This is a genomic window from Acidisoma sp. 7E03 (genome assembly GCF_054665075.1).
On the sequence record NZ_BAAFHE010000007.1, the window covers coordinates 55001 to 71200 of the forward strand.

The 16200-nt window shown below is 64.4% G+C and carries 13 protein-coding genes, 1 tRNA gene and 2 rRNA genes (1 of these 16 running past the window's edge); 11 read left to right on the plus strand and 5 right to left on the minus strand.

The window, feature by feature from the left end:
* The 3 genes from ACYQ6W_RS12305 to ACYQ6W_RS12315 form a co-directional block, all read left to right on the plus strand.
* Positions 1 to 1559, plus strand: a 23S ribosomal RNA gene (locus tag ACYQ6W_RS12305) (it extends 1183 nt beyond the left edge of the window).
* A 108-nt stretch (positions 1560 to 1667) separates the two neighbouring features.
* A 5S ribosomal RNA gene (gene rrf / locus ACYQ6W_RS12310) occupies positions 1668 to 1782 on the plus strand.
* A gap of 93 nt (positions 1783 to 1875) precedes the next feature.
* Positions 1876 to 1952 (plus strand) — tRNA-Met (locus ACYQ6W_RS12315).
* A 64-nt stretch (positions 1953 to 2016) separates the two neighbouring features.
* On the opposite strand, the gene ACYQ6W_RS12320 is transcribed toward ACYQ6W_RS12315, so the two are convergent.
* From ACYQ6W_RS12320 to ACYQ6W_RS12330, 3 genes are all read right to left on the minus strand, one after another.
* A complete protein-coding gene (locus ACYQ6W_RS12320) occupies positions 2017 to 3321 on the minus strand; it encodes an MFS transporter (RefSeq protein WP_459675610.1) in 1305 nt (434 codons plus the stop codon).
* A 121-nt stretch (positions 3322 to 3442) separates the two neighbouring features.
* Positions 3443 to 4921, minus strand: coding sequence for an NAD-dependent succinate-semialdehyde dehydrogenase (locus tag ACYQ6W_RS12325; RefSeq protein WP_459675611.1), 1479 nt, complete (start codon positions 4919 to 4921; stop codon positions 3443 to 3445).
* 37 nt (positions 4922 to 4958) lie between these two features.
* Positions 4959 to 6392 (minus strand): MFS transporter, encoded by a 1434-nt coding sequence (locus tag ACYQ6W_RS12330; RefSeq protein WP_459675612.1) that lies wholly within the window; start codon positions 6390 to 6392, stop codon positions 4959 to 4961.
* Between the two features lie 403 nt (positions 6393 to 6795).
* Here ACYQ6W_RS12330 and lptC point away from each other — a divergent pair, with 403 nt between their 5' ends.
* The 6 genes from lptC (at position 6796) to ACYQ6W_RS12360 (ending at position 12652) form a co-directional block, all read left to right on the plus strand.
* Positions 6796 to 7488 (plus strand): LPS export ABC transporter periplasmic protein LptC, encoded by a 693-nt coding sequence (lptC, locus tag ACYQ6W_RS12335; protein ID WP_459675614.1) that lies wholly within the window; start codon positions 6796 to 6798, stop codon positions 7486 to 7488.
* Entirely contained in the window at positions 7485 to 8558 is a 1074-nt protein-coding gene (locus tag ACYQ6W_RS12340) for an LptA/OstA family protein (RefSeq protein WP_459675616.1), read from the plus strand. Before lptC ends, ACYQ6W_RS12340 begins: the two co-directional genes overlap by 4 nt.
* A 37-nt stretch (positions 8559 to 8595) precedes the next feature.
* Positions 8596 to 9354, plus strand: a complete 759-nt coding sequence (gene lptB, locus ACYQ6W_RS12345; RefSeq protein ID WP_459675864.1) for an LPS export ABC transporter ATP-binding protein — start codon at positions 8596 to 8598, stop codon at positions 9352 to 9354.
* Positions 9355 to 9393: 39 nt separating this feature from the next.
* The gene (gene rpoN, locus ACYQ6W_RS12350; RefSeq protein WP_459675617.1) at positions 9394 to 10908 is read left to right on the plus strand and encodes an RNA polymerase factor sigma-54; all 1515 of its coding nucleotides are present in this window, start codon (positions 9394 to 9396) and stop codon (positions 10906 to 10908) included.
* Between the two features lie 106 nt (positions 10909 to 11014).
* Positions 11015 to 11641, plus strand: coding sequence for a ribosome hibernation-promoting factor, HPF/YfiA family (hpf, locus tag ACYQ6W_RS12355; RefSeq protein WP_459675618.1), 627 nt, complete (start codon positions 11015 to 11017; stop codon positions 11639 to 11641).
* A gap of 267 nt (positions 11642 to 11908) precedes the next feature.
* On the plus strand, positions 11909 to 12652 hold the full coding sequence (locus tag ACYQ6W_RS12360) for a phosphoadenylyl-sulfate reductase (protein ID WP_459675619.1): 744 nt from the start codon (positions 11909 to 11911) through the stop codon (positions 12650 to 12652).
* Between the two features lie 78 nt (positions 12653 to 12730).
* Here ACYQ6W_RS12360 and ACYQ6W_RS12365 read toward each other — a convergent pair whose 3' ends face one another.
* Positions 12731 to 13435 carry a FadR/GntR family transcriptional regulator gene (locus ACYQ6W_RS12365; RefSeq protein ID WP_459675866.1) on the minus strand — a complete coding sequence of 235 codons (705 nt, stop codon included), beginning with the start codon at positions 13433 to 13435 and terminating at the stop codon, positions 12731 to 12733.
* A 202-nt stretch (positions 13436 to 13637) separates the two neighbouring features.
* Here ACYQ6W_RS12365 and rph point away from each other — a divergent pair, with 202 nt between their 5' ends.
* Entirely contained in the window at positions 13638 to 14372 is a 735-nt protein-coding gene (gene rph / locus ACYQ6W_RS12370) for a ribonuclease PH (RefSeq protein ID WP_459675620.1), read from the plus strand.
* A complete protein-coding gene (gene rdgB / locus ACYQ6W_RS12375; RefSeq protein WP_459675621.1) occupies positions 14372 to 14998 on the plus strand; it encodes an RdgB/HAM1 family non-canonical purine NTP pyrophosphatase in 627 nt (208 codons plus the stop codon). The genes rph and rdgB overlap by 1 nt, the downstream gene beginning before the upstream one ends.
* Here the strand turns inward: rdgB and ACYQ6W_RS12380 are convergent.
* Positions 14995 to 16191 (minus strand): trypsin-like serine protease, encoded by a 1197-nt coding sequence (locus tag ACYQ6W_RS12380; RefSeq protein ID WP_459675622.1) that lies wholly within the window; start codon positions 16189 to 16191, stop codon positions 14995 to 14997. The genes rdgB and ACYQ6W_RS12380 overlap by 4 nt on opposite strands.
* Positions 16192 to 16200 lie beyond the last annotated feature (9 nt).

Below are 16200 nucleotides of genomic sequence, written 5' to 3' on the forward strand. Positions count from 1 at the left end.
CGTAAGCCTGCGAAGGGAGATGGGGTGACCCCTCCTGGAGGTATCGGAAGTGAGAATGCTGACATGAGTAGCGACAAACAGTGCGAGAAACACTGTCGCCGAAAGTCCAAGGGTTCCTGCGCAAGGTTAATCCGCGCAGGGTTAGCCGGCCCCTAAGGCGAGGGCGAAAGCCGTAGTCGATGGGAATCAGGTGAATATTCCTGAGCCTGCTGGAAGTGACGAATGCGAGATGTTGTCAGGGCTTATTGGATTGTCCTGGCTTTTTGAGCATTCCGGGAAATAGCTCCAGCGTATAGACCGTACCCGAAACCGACACAGGTGGACTGGTAGAGCATACCAAGGCGCTTGAGAGAACCATATCGAAGGAACTAGGCAAATTGCTCGCGTAACTTCGGGATAAGCGAGACCCGTTTGTGGGCAACCATGGGCGGGTGGCACAGAGCAGGGGGTAGCGACTGTTTAGTAAAAACACAGGGCTCTGCGAAATCGAGAGATGACGTATAGGGTCTGACGCCTGCCCGGTGCCGGAAGGTTAAGAGGAGGTGTGCAAGCACTGAATTGAAGCCCCGGTAAACGGCGGCCGTAACTATAACGGTCCTAAGGTAGCGAAATTCCTTGTCGGGTAAGTTCCGACCTGCACGAATGGCGTAACGACTTCCCCACTGTCTCCGGTATGGGCTCAGCGAAATTGAATTCCCCGTGAAGATGCGGGGTACCCGCGGTCAGACGGAAAGACCCTATGAACCTTTACTGCAGCTTTGCAGTGGTATCAGGGGAGCACTGTGTAGGATAGGTGGGAGGCTTTGAAGCCGGGGCGCTAGCTTCGGTGGAGCCATCCTTGAAATACCACCCTGGGCGCTTCTGATATCTAACCGAGACCAGTTATCCTGGTCCGGGACCCTGCATGGTGGGCAGTTTGACTGGGGCGGTCGCCTCCCAAAGTGTAACGGAGGCGCGCGATGGTGGGCTCAGGCCGGTCGGACATCGGCTGCTGAGTGCAATGGCATAAGCCCGCCTGACTGTGAGAGCGACAGCTCGATCAGAGACGAAAGTCGGCCATAGTGATCCGGTGGTCCCGCGTGGAAGGGCCATCGCTCAACGGATAAAAGGTACTCTAGGGATAACAGGCTGATCTCCCCCAAGAGTCCACATCGACGGGGAGGTTTGGCACCTCGATGTCGGCTCATCACATCCTGGGGCTGGAGCAGGTCCCAAGGGTTCGGCTGTTCGCCGATTAAAGTGGTACGTGAGCTGGGTTTAGAACGTCGTGAGACAGTTCGGTCCCTATCTGCCGTGGGTGTTGGAGACTTGAGAGGATTTGTCCCTAGTACGAGAGGACCGGGATGAACAGACCTCTGGTGTACCGGTTGTCGCGCCAGCGGCACAGCCGGGTAGCTAAGTCTGGACGGGATAACCGCTGAAAGCATCTAAGCGGGAAACCCACCTCAAAACCAGGTCTCCCTGAGGGTCGTGGTAGACCACCACGTCGATAGGCCGGGTGTGAAAGCGCAGCAATGCGTTCAGCTGACCGGTCCTAATCACCCGATAGGCTCACACAAACTACACACCACCTCGCACAGCAATCATCCAATCAAAAACACCAAAGCACATACCGATCTCTCTCATCCAAACCCTCGTTCACCACACCCAAAGGGTGGGTTGGACGACCTGGTGGCCATAGCGGGGACCCTACACCCGATCCCATCCCGAACTCGGCCGTGAAATGCCCCAGCGCCCATGGTACTGCGTCTTAAGGCGCGGGAGAGTAGGTCGCCGCCAGGTCTTCCAACCCACCCTTTACACGTATCTCCACGCAAGGCGACCACGCCGGGACACCACAAACCCAGCACCCCTCGCCCTTCACACCATCACCCCCGCGGGGTGGAGCAGCCCGGTAGCTCGTCAGGCTCATAACCTGAAGGTCACAGGTTCAAATCCTGTCCCCGCAACCAAATCTCCGTCAGATCGAGACCTCGACCAACCCCTCCAGCCTCAAGGCCGGAGGGGTTGCCGCGTTCAATCCGCGTGGCCCTGGCCGCGCCAGACAGCCTGATCCGTCAGCGCGCTCTCCGATACCGCCCGAAGCCGGATGGTCAGCACCAACAACCCGGCCAGCAGCAGAGCCCCGGCAAAAAGCATCGCAGTCGCCGCGAAGCTGCCCGTCCGGTCCTGCAGATAGCCACCCAGGAACGGTCCGAAATAGCCGCCGAGATTGCCGAGCGCGTTGATCAGACCCATCGCGCCACCGGCAAGGGCGACCGGCAGCACGCGTGAGGCGCCCGCCCAGAAAGGCCCGTCATAGGCAAGCGCCCCGCCGATCGCGAGGCAGATGAAGGCAACCGCCAGAACGACGCTGGTGGAAGCGACGAAGACCGAGAGCACGAGCGCGACGGCGGCCGTCGTGGTCGCCAGGAACACGTGGAACGGATAGCGGCGGGTGCGATCCGCCATCCAGCCATTGGCATAGAGCAGCACGATCGCCAGCAGATAGGGCAGGGCCGCGATCAGCCCGACGGTGCCGAATCCTTGCTTGGTCAGCGCCTTGAGCACCGTCGGCAACCACATGTTGAGGCCATAGAAGCCGACCTGGATGAGAAAATAGACGCCGACGAACTTCCAGATGGTCGGATTGCGGAAGATGTCGCCAAAGCCGCCATGCGGCAGGTCATGGGCGTGGTCAGCCGCGAGCGACCGCTCGATGTAGTCGCGCTCGCTCGGCGAGCACCACGCGGCGTCGCGCGGCCGATCCTTGATGAAGGCGAGCCAGAGCGGCAGGGCGATGATAAAGGGCAGCGCTCCCTCTACGATGAACAGCGTCCGCCAGTCCGAAATCGACACGATCCAGCCTGACAGCGGCTGGGTGATGATCGAGGAGATGGCGAGGTTGGCCATCCAGAAGCCATAGGCGCGCGCCCGCTCCTGCACCGGGAACCAATGACTGATCAGCACCAGGATCGCGGGCCAGATGCCGCCTTCGGCGACCCCCAGGAAGAAGCGCACGACGATGAGCTGGGTGAAGTTGTGGACAAAACCGCACAGCAGCGCCATCGCGCCCCAGAAGACGATCATGATGGCAACGAACTTCCGCGCGGACCAGTGCTCGGCGAGCCAGCCCCCCGGAATCTGCAGCAAGACGTAGCCGATGAAGAAGATGCCCGCTGCCAGACCCTGATCCGCCTTGCCGATGTGGAAGTCATGACCGATCCCCGAGAAGGCGTAGGAGATGTTCGTGCGGTCCATGAATGAAATGATGTAGACGATCATCGCGACGGGAATGAGACGCGCCCATCGCTGGTTGCCGACGCCACGTGCGTCAAACATCGGTTCCGGTGGCATTGTTTTCCTCCCCGAGGCCCCGTTCTGTGCGGGGTCCTCCTAGACATGATCGAAAAGCGACGAGGCAGGCTCCCGCAGGAAGCCTGCCTCGTCAATCATCCGATCATCAGCGACCGAGGCCGCCGAGCGCAATATATTTGATCTCGATGTAGTCCTCGATACCGTATTTGCTGCCTTCACGGCCAAGACCGGAGGATTTCACACCGCCGAAGGGCGCCACTTCCGTGCTGATGATTCCTTCGTTGACACCCACCATGCCGTATTCGAGCGCGCTTGCGACACGGAAGATGCGGCCGACGTCCCGCGCATAGAAATAGGAGGCGAGACCGAACTCGGTGTCGTTGGCGAGCTGGATCGCCTCCTCCTCCGTCTTGAAGCGGAAGAGCGGCGCGACCGGCCCGAAGGTTTCCTCGGCAAAGATCTTCGCCTCGTGCGGCACGTCGGCGAGCACCGTCGGTTCGAAGAAATTGCCGCCCAAGGCGTGCGGCTTGCCGCCGGTGACGATGCGCGCGCCGCGTGCCACCGCATCCGCGATGTGCTCCTCCACCTTCTCGACCGCCGCCTTGTTGATGAGGGGACCCTGGGTCGCGCCCTCCTCCATGCCGTTCGCGACCTTCAGCGCCTCGACGGCGGCCTTCAGCTTCTCGGCGAAGGCGTCGAAGACCCCATCCTGCACCAGGAAGCGATTCGTGCAGACGCAGGTCTGCCCGGTATTGCGGTATTTGGAGATGACGGCGCCCTGCACTGCGGCATCGAGATCGGCATCGTCGAAGACGATGAAGGGCGCATTGCCGCCAAGCTCCATGCTCGTCTTCTTGATGGTCGGGGCACATTGCGCGAGCAGCTGGGCGCCAACCTCCGTGCTGCCTGTGAAAGTGAGTTTCCGGACCTTCGGGTTGGAGGTGAGTTCCGCGCCCATGACGCGGCCAGGGCCTGTCAGCACGTTGCAGATGCCGGGCGGCAGGCCCGCGCGTTCGGCGAGCACGCCCAAGGCCAGCGCCGAAAAGGGCGTCTCGGTCGCCGGGCGGATGACGCCGGCGCAGCCCGCGGCCCAGCCGGGACCGGCCTTGCGGGTGATCATGGCGGCGGGGAAGTTCCAGGGCGTGATGGCGGCGAAGACGCCGATCGGCTCCTTCGTCACCAGAATGCGGCGACCTCCCATGGGCTCGGGGATGACGTCGCCATAGAGCCGCTTGGCCTCTTCCGCGAACCATTCGATGAAGCTCGCGGCATAGGCGATCTCACCGCGGCTTTCGGCGAGCGGCTTGCCCTGCTCGGCCGTCATGATGATGGCGAGATCTTCCTGGTTCTCCATCATCAGATTAAAGAGCGTGCGGAGGATGGCGCTGCGTTCCTTGGCGAGCTTCCCGGCCCAGGCCTTCTGGGCGCGGAAGGCGGCATCGATGGCACGCCGCGTCTCAGCCTGGCCCATGGCCGGCACATGGCCGATCACCGCGCCGGTCGCCGGATTGGTGACGGCGGTGGTCTTGCCGTCATCCGCCTGGATCCATTGCCCGTCCAGCAGATTGGCCTGGCGGAACAGCGAGGCATCCTTGAGGGGAAGGCTTGTCACCGTATCGAGCATGGGGTTTCTCCCGCAGAATGTTGGAACTGCCGTAGCCTCAGGCCTTGGCGGTCTTGGGCTGGTCACGATGGCCGCTCATTTCGGCGCCGGCGCTCGGCGGAAGCTTGGCGCAGAGCGGGCCGCAAAGCAAAGAGGCGCTGCTCACAACGAGGAAAGCGACGCGGAAATCCGCGAGGTCCGGTGTGTGGCGGCCGAAGAGATGGGCTGAGGCCGCCAGCGCCCCTGCCGCCACGCAGATTCCCATGGACAACATGAGCTGCTGGAACACCGTGTAGAAGCTGGTGGCGGCGCTCATCCGGTCTGCGCGGAGATCGGCATAGGCAATGGTGTTGTACGCGGTGAACTGCAGCGACTGGAAGAAGCCACCGGCCAGCAGCACGGCAAAGATCGCGAGCCGCGGCCAGCCCGGGGTGAAGCTGGCGCAGGCCAGGATGCAGAGCGTGGCAAGCAGCTGATTCCAGATGAGCACCCGGCGGAAGCCGAAGCGCCGCAGAATGGGCGCGGCACAGAGCTTCATTAGCATCGCCCCCGCGGCGCTCATGAAGGTGATGGCGCCGGAAGCGGCCGCCGTCATGCCGAAGCCGAGCTGCATCATCATCGGCAACAGGAAGGGCACCGCGCCCCAGGTGATGCGCGACAACGAGCCTGCGAGGGTAGAGACGCGAAAGGTCTGCACCCGCATCAGCCTCAGGTCGAGGATCGCGTTCGTCCGTCGCCGGGCATAGAGGACATAGGCGATGCCCGCCAGGCTGCCGACGAGCAGAAGCAACAGAGCATCCACATTCTGCGAACCCCGGCTGGCCAGCGTGAAGCCGAAGGTGAGGCACGAAAGGGCAAGGCCCGAGAGCCCGAACCCGGGCCAGTCGAAGGGTGTGCGATGGGTGGCGCGGATGTCCGGGATGAGCAGGCTCGCCAGCACGCCGCCGAGCAGGCCCACGGGAATGTTGATGAAGAAGATCCAGCGCCAGGAGAGGTAGGTGGTGATGAAGCCGCCCACCGGCGGCCCCAGCACCGGCCCGATCAGGGCTGGCACCAAAAACCAGGCCATGGCCGAGACCAGCTCCGATTTCGGCACGCTACGCAGAAGGATGATGCGACCGACGGGGACCATCATGGCGCCGCCGAGACCCTGGATCAGCCGGGCCGCGACCAGAAGGGGTAGGCTCGTCGTCTGCGAACAGAGGATGGAGCCGAGGGTGAAGAGGGCGATCGCCATGTTGAAGACGCGTTTCGTGCCGAAACGATCGGCCATCACTCCGCTTGCGGGGATGAAGACGGCAAGGCTGAGGAGGTAGGAGGTGAGGGCGATGCTCATATGGAGCGGGCGAACGCCGAAGCTCCGTGCCATGCTGGGCAGCGCCGTCGCGAGCACCGTGCCGTCGAGCTGCTCCATGAAGAGGGCGGTCGCGACGATGAGCGCGATGGTGCGGACGCGCCGGGGTGAGGGCAAAGCGGGATCAGGCGTCGGCATGGCATCCGGGGCAGAAGGGGATGGCGCGGCGAGCATGCGCCCCACCCTGCTGCCAGGGCCAGAGAGCAGAGGCTTTTTTCGGTGCGATTCGGTGCAATGCAGCAATCCGTGCGGCCCGTGAGCACAGGAGATGCCGGAACTCATTGGAGAAAATCATGAATAGCCGGGGCGGTACGGCTGGTTCCCGTACCGAGGTTACGAATTTGCCATTCGCCTGCCGCTTTTCCATGGGTATAAGAGCACGGCTGTGAAACACGCTGCCAAGAATTGTGATGAGTTCCGGCGGACGGAACAGTATCGTCCCATCGTGCTTCCCGAGGACCCGCGGGGAGTTTTCGCCTCATGGGCGCGGTCGCGACAGTCCCGTGGCACGGAGCGTGCCACATCGGGCAAGGGAGGTTGAATGAGCGCCGTTCCTGATCGCCTGCAGCTTCTGCGCCATCCCCCACTCGAAGAGATGCAGGGGACGGCTCGCCGTATCTGGCGCGGCCGCAGAATGCCCTCTGCCGGCGCCCTCAAGCGCCGCCGCCGCCTGGTGAGCTGGCTGAAGCGCCTGCTGCCGCTGGCGGCCCTGATGCTGCTCAGCCTGGTCATGCTTTGGCCCGAGCTCGTGAGCCAGCACAACCCTGCGCGCGTGTCCTATCACCTCGCCACGGGGGGAAGCGGGACGGACCAGGGCAGCATGCTCAAGGCCCATTACGAAGGGATCGACGATACCGGCCGGCCCTATACCATGACGGCGGCCAAGGCGGTTCAGACAGATGCCGACACGGTGGTGCTGACCCAGCCTGCCGGAGACATGACGCTGAAGAACGGCACCTGGCTGATGGTTCAGTCGCGTGACGGCCTCTATCACGCCAAGGCGCAGCACCTCGATCTGAGCAATCACGTCGTTCTCTATCGCGACGACGGCACCACGGTGCGCACCTCCAAGGCGGCGATCAACCTCAAGCAGGCGACGGCGTCGGGGCAAGAGAAGGTCAATGCCGAAGGGCCGTTCGGCACCCTGGATGCACAGGGTTTCTCGATCACCGACCATGGCAGCCGCCTGCACTTCACGGGTCCGGCCAAGCTTGTGCTAGACGGGAGTCCATGAGTGACTCCGCGCCCTTCACGTCCCAGGTAGAACAGGCTGACCGGCTGATGACGAGCAAGGCTGCGCGGCGCCGCCGCGCCGTGATTCCCTGGGGCTGCGCTCTGCTCAGCCTGGCGGTGCTCGGCTTCGGGCGGCCGGCTCCGGCGGCGGCGCAAGCGATCGACCTCAGCCATGGCGGCCCCGTGACGGTGACGTCCGACGGCGGCATCGAGTGGCGCCAGAAAAGCCAGGAGGTCATCGCCGACCAGAATGCGAAGGCGGTGCGGGGGGACGTGACGGTCACGGCCAATCAGCTCATCGCCCATTATCGCAAAAAGGCTGGTGCGGCGGACGCGACCACCACCAACACTCAGGACAAGAGCGGAGGCGCCGACCAGTCCGGCGGGCTCGACGGCAACAACCAGATCTACCTGCTCGACGCGCTCGGCAACGTCCATATCTTCACGCCCACGGATCAGGCCTGGGGCGACCACGGCGCCTATGACATGGACCAGGGCGTTCTGGTGCTCACGGGCCACGCTCTCAAGCTGACGACGCCCCGTTACGTCGTGACGGCGCGGGATTCTCTCGAATACTGGTCGAACCAGCACATGGCCGTCGCGCGCGGCAACGCCGTGCTGGTGACGGATACCGGCCGGCGCATCGCCGCGGACGTGCTGGTCGCCTATACCGACGCCGACAACAAGACCCAGCCCGCAACCGCCACTCAAGTGTCGCAGAAAACCGGGCCCTCGAACGATCCCGACACCGATGCCTCCGGCAAGCTGAAGCGCGTCGACGCGATCGGCCATGTCGTCATCATGACGGCGACGGAGATCGTCCAGGGCGATCGCGCCGTTTATGACCCGGGCCTCAGCATCGCCCGTATCGCGGGCCATGTGCGGATCACGCGTGGCCAGAACGTACTGGCGGGCGACGAGGCGCTGGTGAACATGAAGACGGGCATCGCACGGCTGCTGTCGCAGGGCGATGCGCAGGTGAAGGGCCTGATCATCCCGAACCAGGCGGACCCTGGTGCGGCACCCGCCGCAAAGCCTGCGGCTCCGGCTGCGAAGCCCGCGACGCAGTGAGGTCCCGATGACGCAAACGACGGAGATGCCGAGCCCGATGACGGAGACTGTGCGGGCGCAGCCCAAGGCAGGCAGCGGCGGCCTCGTCGCGCGCGGCTTGGGCAAGACCTTCAAGCAGCGTCCCGTGGTGCGCGGCGTCTCGATCACCGTCAAACGTGGCGAGGCCGTCGGGCTGCTCGGCCCGAACGGTGCCGGCAAGACGACGACCTTCTACATGATCATGGGCCTCGTCCGCCCTGACAGCGGCGAGATCACGCTCGACGGCAATCCCATCACCGCGCTGCCCATGTATCGCCGCGCCCGCCTCGGCATCGGCTATCTGCCGCAGGAAGCGAGCATCTTTCGCGGCCTCAACGTCGAGCAGAACATCAAGTCGGTGATCGAGATCACCGAGACCGACCCCGACAAGCAGCAGGTCATGCTGGACGGGCTGTTGCAGGAATTCGGCATTTCCCATCTTCGCCGCACGCCCTCGCTCGCCCTCTCGGGTGGCGAGCGGCGCCGGCTCGAAATCGCGCGCGCCCTGGCGAGCCGCCCCGGTTACATCCTGCTCGACGAACCGCTGGCGGGCATCGACCCCATCGCCGTCGGCGAGATCCGCGATCTCGTCTCCCACCTCAAGCATCGCGGCATCGGCGTGCTGATCACCGATCACAATGTGCGCGAGACGCTGGAGATCATCGACCGCGCCTATATCCTGCACGACGGCCAGGTGCTGATGGAGGGGCGCCCCTCCGAAGTGGTAAGCCATGAGGGCGTGCGGCGGGTCTATTTGGGCGACCGTTTCAGCCTCTAGCCACTTTTGCTGCGGCGCAATGCTGCTAAGCTAGCGCCGATGTCCATCGGAGCAAAAATCGGGCCACGACTGGTTTTGCGCCAGTCACAATCCCTGGTGATGACCCCGCAGCTGCGGCAGGCCATCAAGCTCCTGCATTACTCCAACCTCGAGCTCGCCAGCTTCGTGCAGGAGGAACTCGACCGCAATCCGCTTCTGGAGCGGGACGAGCGGCCAGAGGTGCCCCTGGTGGAAGCCCCGGCGCAAGACCAGCGTCCGGTTGCCCCGACGGCCGAAGACAGCCATGCCCAGGTCACCTCCGACAGTCTGCCGAGCACGGCGGAGGCGCCGCTCGACGCCGATTTTTCCAATGCCTATGACGCCGGCGGCATTGCTGACGGGGCCTATGCGGGCGGCCTTTCCTCCGGTCTCGGCCGTATCGGTGGTGGCCACGTCTTCGAGGGGGACGGGCCCGGGATCGACGACCTCGCCGAAAACCCGACCAGCCTGCGGGACCATCTCGCTCAGCAGCTGCGGCTCGGCTTCGCCGATCCGACGGATCGCCTGATCGGTGCCCATCTCATTGCGCTGTTGGATGGGGCCGGGCGGATTACGGCCGAGCCGGAGGCGATCGCCGCGGCACTCGGCATCTCCCTCGATCGTGTGGAAGCCGTTCGGCGACGGATGATGCGCTTCGATCCGGTCGGGATCTTCGCGCGCGATCTGCGCGAATGTCTCGGGGCGCAGCTTGCCGAGCAGAATCGCCTCGACCCCGCGATGGCGATCCTGCTCGACAATCTCGAACTTCTGGCGCGGCGGGACTTCAAGCGCCTCTCCGCGCTTTGCGGCGTCGATCTCGAGGATCTGAGCGACATGGCGGCCGAGATCCGCCGGCTCGACCCGAAACCCGGCGCGCACCATGACAGTGGGCCGGTGCAACCTCTGGTGCCAGACGTGCTGCTGCGCGGCTTGCCGGATGGCACCTGGCATCTGGAGCTGAACAACGAGACGCTGCCGCGCCTTCTGGTGAACCAGGTTTTCCACGCCCGGGTTGCGGGCAGTGCCTCGCGCCAGGATCGCGTCTTCCTCTCGGAGCAGTTCCAGGCCGCGAACTGGCTCGTGAAGTCGCTGCGGCAGCGCGCGCAGACCATCCTCAAGGTGACGGCGGAGGTCGTCCGGCAGCAGGAAGGCTTTCTGCGTCACGGCGTCGCCCATCTACGGCCGCTGACGCTGCGCGACGTCGCCGATGCGGTGGAGATGCACGAGAGCACGATCAGCCGCGTCACCGCCAACAAATCGATCGCGACGCCACGCGGCGTCTACGAACTTAAATTCTTTTTCACGACTGCGATTGCAGGAACGGGAGGTGCGACGTTCAGTGCAGAGGCCATTCGCCACCGAATCCGTGCGATGATCGGCGCGGAAAGCCCGGACGACATTCTGTCAGACGATGCCATCGTGGCGGCTTTGCGAAAGGAGGGCGTGGACATCGCCCGGCGAACCGTGGCCAAATATAGAGAGACGCTGCAAATTCCGAGTTCCATGCAGCGCAAGAAGGAGAAGGCGGCGGCCTGACCGGCTGGCATTGACAGGCTGTGTGACGGGCCCAGTCTTCAGAAGGCGGCCCCTGGTCCGCAAGCCCGCGGATCCGCCTCCTGCAGGGGAAACATCTGGAGGTAAGATGCAAATAACGGTCTCCGGTAAGCAACTCGATCTCTCCGACGCGCTGCGACATCGCGTCTCGTCGATGCTTGAGACCATCGCCCGAAAGTATTTCGGGGACGCTCTCGAAGCGAACGTCACCTTCAGCCGAGCGCGAAGCTTTTTTACTTGCGACATCAACATGCATGCGGGCCGCGGTCTTACGCTGCGTGGCGAAGGCGAGGCGGCGGACGCCAATGCCGCCTTTGACGACGCGGCCGAGCACATCGCCAAGCGGCTGCGCCGCTACCGTCGCCGGGTGAACGAGCATGCGCGGGACATGGCGCAGCGCGACACGCCGGAAAGCTTCGAACCTGCGCAGCACTATATCCTGCGCGAGCGTGATGAAGAGGAGGCGACGGCCGACGCGCCCGAAGTGGCCGAGGCGCCGCCGGCCGCCAACGGCGGCATCCCCGGCCACTTCGCGACGGTGGTCGCGGAGAACCCGGCGGTCATCGCCCGGCTGACGGTCGGAGAGGCCGTGATGCGCATGGACCTCGCCGACCAGTCGGTCGTCATGTTCCGCAATGCCGTGACCGGGCAGTTCAACGTCGTCTACCGCCGTCCGGACGGGCATATCGGCTGGATCGATCCCGCTGCCGACTGACCGGCTGCCGATCAGCTCAAAGACGAGGAAGCCTCACCCCAGCGGGTGAGGCTTTTTTCGTGGGTGAGGACGAATGAGCGGTTATTCCCCAGTTTTCGCATAGGAAAAGCAAAGCCATGCATTCTGCGAAAGTCGCATTTTGAGCGCTAAAATTTTTCTCTGTGCTGCTTAGGAAGATGAATTTCGCTTTCTTTTGGCCCCATATTGCGGTCTGGAGAAAAATCCTCTTCTTAAGGCCCTAGCTCCTGCTGAAGGGCTTTGACCGAGATGACTCCGACGACCGCCTCCATCCTTCCCGCCGAAGACGCGGCCCTCCGCCTCTGTGCCGACCTGCAGTCCCGGATCGACGATCCGATGGATGCTTCCGCGGTGCTGCGCCTGGCGATGACCGAGGCTTTCCCGGGCGGTATTGCCCTCGTCTCCTCCTTCGGCACGGAATCTGCGCTGCTGTTGCAGATGGCGGCGGAGATCGACCCTTCCGTCCCGGTCATCTTCCTGGACACGGAAAAGCTTTTTCCCGAAACCCTGGAATATCGCGACCAATTGGTGTCGCTTCTGGGTCTGACTGACGTGCGCATCGTCAAGCCCGTCGCCACCCAGGTGGCACGCCATGATTCGGACGGCAGCCTGTGGCGGGAGAATGCCGACCGCTGCTGCAATCTGCGCAAGACTCTGCCGCTGCAGACGGCACTCGAAGGCTTCGATGCCTGGATCACCGGCCGGAAGCGCTTCCAGTCCGCGACCCGACGGGGCGTCGGCCTCTTCGAAGCCGAAGCCAATGGCCGGATCAAGGTCAATCCGTTGGCCTTCTGGTCGTCTCAGCAGATCGCTTCCGAGTTTGAGGCGAGGGATCTGCCGCACCATCCGCTCGAAGCCTACGGCTTCCTGTCGGTTGGCTGCACCACCTGCACGGCGCCGGTCGCACCAGGCGAGGATCGGCGGGCCGGCCGCTGGCGCGGCCAGGCGAAGACCGAATGTGGCATCCATCTGCCGGGTACTGTTTTCGCCTGAGCGCGAGACGATATCTCACAAAGGAACGGCCGGTCCCGCAGGACCGGCCGTTTTCGTTTGAGGGCGCTGCCTGAGGTCTCAGGCGGCTTCGCCGGTCCGCAGCTCCATGGTGCGCACCTCTTCAAGATGCAGGTCATGCGCCATGGCCGAAAGGCACAGCCGCATGCCCCGGTCGGCCGCCGTGGCATCGCGCTTGCGGATCGCCTCCACCACTTCGCGATGGGCGGAATAGGCGACGTCGTAGGAATGGGCTGCGCCGGTCGACAAACGGAAGGCCGCGAGCAGGATGGAGGAGACGGCCAGCCCCCATTGCGCGAGGAAGAGATTCGCGCTCGCGCGCAAGATGGCGACGTGGAAATCGAGATCCGCCTCGACCCGCTCGTCGAGCGAATCGGACTCCGCCATGCGCTCCAAGGCCGCTTCGATTTCGGCAAGCTGGGCCGGCGTCGCGCGCTGTGCGGCAAGGGCGGCCGCGCCCGGCTCGATCAAGTGCCGACATTCGAGCAGATGGCGGACGAGATCCTCGTCGAGCGCCGGACCGCACCAGCTCAACAGCTCCGGGTCCATTAGGTTCCAGCTCGTGCGCGGCAGGACGCGTGTCCCGGTCCGCGGGCGGACTTCGAGCAAGCCTTTGGCCGTCAGTACTTTGATGGCTTCACGGAGGGCGGAGCGGCTGACACCAAGTTCCGCGCTCAAGTCGTGCGTATTGGGCAGGCTCTCCCCGGCGGGAATCGCGCCTGAAAGGATTCGTCTGGCTAGTGTCTCAACCACGTCCCGATGCACGCGGGGCCGGGAGGAAGCGGTATGTTCGACCAAGGACTCGTCCGGATTTCTTCGGCAGGCAGCATCATCATACCTCGGAACGGCGTCGGAAATAGGGCAGACTGCGCATGCCCGAGCTTCGCCGCCGATTAAGCCGGCTGAAGGGTGGCCCTGGCGTCCGGCAGCCGCTACTCCTCTCGGCGCTTTCAGAAAGGACGCTCAGATGCGCGCTTCCGAACGGGCCGCCGATGCCCTGCGCCCCATCTCCATCACCACCGGTTTCGCCCGCCACGCCGAGGGTTCGGCCCTCATCCGCATGGGCCAGACCGAGGTCCTGTGCACCGCGAGCGTCGAGGGGCGGGTGCCGCCCTTCCTGCGCGGCCAGGGCCAGGGGTGGGTTACGGCGGAATACGGCATGCTTCCACGCGCGACGCACAAGCGCGGCGAGCGTGAGGCGGCGCGCGGCAAGCAGTCCGGCCGCACGCAGGAGATCCAGCGCCTCATCGGCCGATCACTGCGCGCCGTGGTGGATCGCCGCGCGATGGGCGAGATGACGATCACTCTCGACTGCGACGTGCTGAACGCCGATGGCGGGACGCGCTGTGCGGCCATCACCGGCGCCTATGTCGCGTTGGCCTTGGCATTCCGCCATCTCGTGGCGCATCGGGTTCTGCCGGCTGTCCCACTCATTGGCCAGGTGGCGGCCGTCTCCTGCGGCATCGTCGCCGGCGAGCCGCTGCTGGATCTGGACTATGCGGAGGATTCCGGCGCGGAGGCCGACGGCAATTTCGTGCTCACCGCGGATGGCGGTATCGTCGAGATTCAGGCGACTGCAGAGCAGAAGCCCTTCACGGAGACGGAGTATCTCGCCCTCATGACCCTTGCTCGAGCCGGCACGCGCGGCCTCTTCGTCGCGCAGAACATCGCCATCGAAGCCGCCGACACGAGGGCCGGCTGATGGCCCGCCCGCTCGATCCCGGCTGCCGCCTGGTGCTGGCCAGTCACAATGCCGGCAAGCTTGTGGAAATCCGCAAGCTGCTCGAACCCTGGGACATCCACGTCCTGCTGGCGAGCGAGCTTGGCCTGCCGGAGCCCGAGGAAACCGAGAGGACCTTCGCCGGCAATGCCCGTCTCAAGGCGCAGGCGGCGGCGGAAGCCTCTCAACTGCCTTCGCTTTCGGATGACAGCGGGTTCTGCGTCGATGCGCTGCACGGCGCGCCGGGCGTCTATTCGGCGCGCTGGGCCGGGCCCGCGAAGGATTTTCGCGCCGCGATGGAGCGGGTGCATGCCGAAGCCGGTGATGCCGCCCCCCGAGGCGCACACTTCATCTCCGTCCTCTGCCTCGCCTGGCCGGATGGGCATTACGAGCTGTTCGAAGGCAAGGTGGAAGGCGAATGGGTGTGGCCACCGCGGGGTGACCGTGGCTTCGGCTATGACCCCATGTTCCGGCCCCATGGCGAGACCGAGACCTACGGTGAGATGGACCAGCGGCGAAAGACCGCCACCAGCCACCGCGCCCGCGCCTTCGGCGCGCTGGTGCGTGGCTCGCTGGGGACGCCCCCGAAAGCCGATCCGGACGCTTAGCCGGTGCCGGCGATCAGCATGTAGGGACCGGTTGTCGCATTGACGCCATAGGCGATGGCCAGCCTCCCGTCCGAAAGATCGGCGGTCGTATAGCCGTCCAGGGTGAGGGAGGCCGAGGTACCGTTCACCGTCGTCGCGTGCAGGGTGAGGCCGGTATAGCCGGGCGCGCCTTGGCTGTTTGCCCAGGCGAGAGAGGTCGCAACATAGGGGGCCACGCCCCAGAGCGTTGCGAAGTCGCCCTGGTGGAAATGCACGACCGTGCTCCAGATATCCTGGTTCGGTTGCGTCGCGTTGACGAAGAAGGTGTCGTGCCCGGTGCCGCCCGTCAGGAAGTTGGAGCCAGCGCCGCCGTCGATCACGTTATTGCCGCTGGTCACCGTGATCGCGTCATTGCCCGAGCCGGTGGCGATGAACCAGTTCGGCGTGGTGGCGACGATGTTGAGCCCATCGGGCGTGATGTTGGCATAGGTGTTCTGGAGCCCCGCCACCGGCCCGACATAGGGCACGCCGCTCGCGGCGACGCTACTCTGGCTTGTCGTGTCATAGACGGTGATGGGCGCCAATGGCGCTTCTAGCTGGCTCGCCCAAGCGTTGATCTGCGAAACAGCTTGATCCGTCAGCTGAACGTCGAAACCGGTGACGGCATTTCCCGCCGTGACGAGGCCATAGACCGTCGGTGTGCCGTTGGCGATGGTCCAGACCGGCCCGCCGCTCGCGCCCGGGCCAAGCGGCTGACCTTGCAGGACGCTGAAACCCGGCACCTGATTGAGGCTTTGCAGGGATGAGACGAGACCCCCATTCGCCACGGCCGGATAGCCGGTGACATAGGCGAGGCCGCTCGTGAAATTCGAGCCGAGCGCAAAGTTCGTTGCCCCAGTTATTGGCGTGGCGAGTTTGATCAGCGCGTAGTCGCTTTGAGCGGTGTAGAGGGTTTCTTCATCCCCGAAATCGGCGATCTGGTTGTAGTCGTAGTTCAGGGCATAGGCTTGGCCATAGGGCGCGGCACCCTGGTTGTAGCCCGCCGAAACGGTGATGTTGGTTGCCGCCCCGACGCCCGCCTGCCAGACGACGTGGGAGGCGGTGAGCACGAGATCGGGGGCGATGAGCACCCCCGATGCCTGATATCGGCCGGAGCCGATCGTATCGGTGATGTAGACGATGCCGTTGAGTGGCGCGGAATTGTAGCCCGACATCGCCGAGAC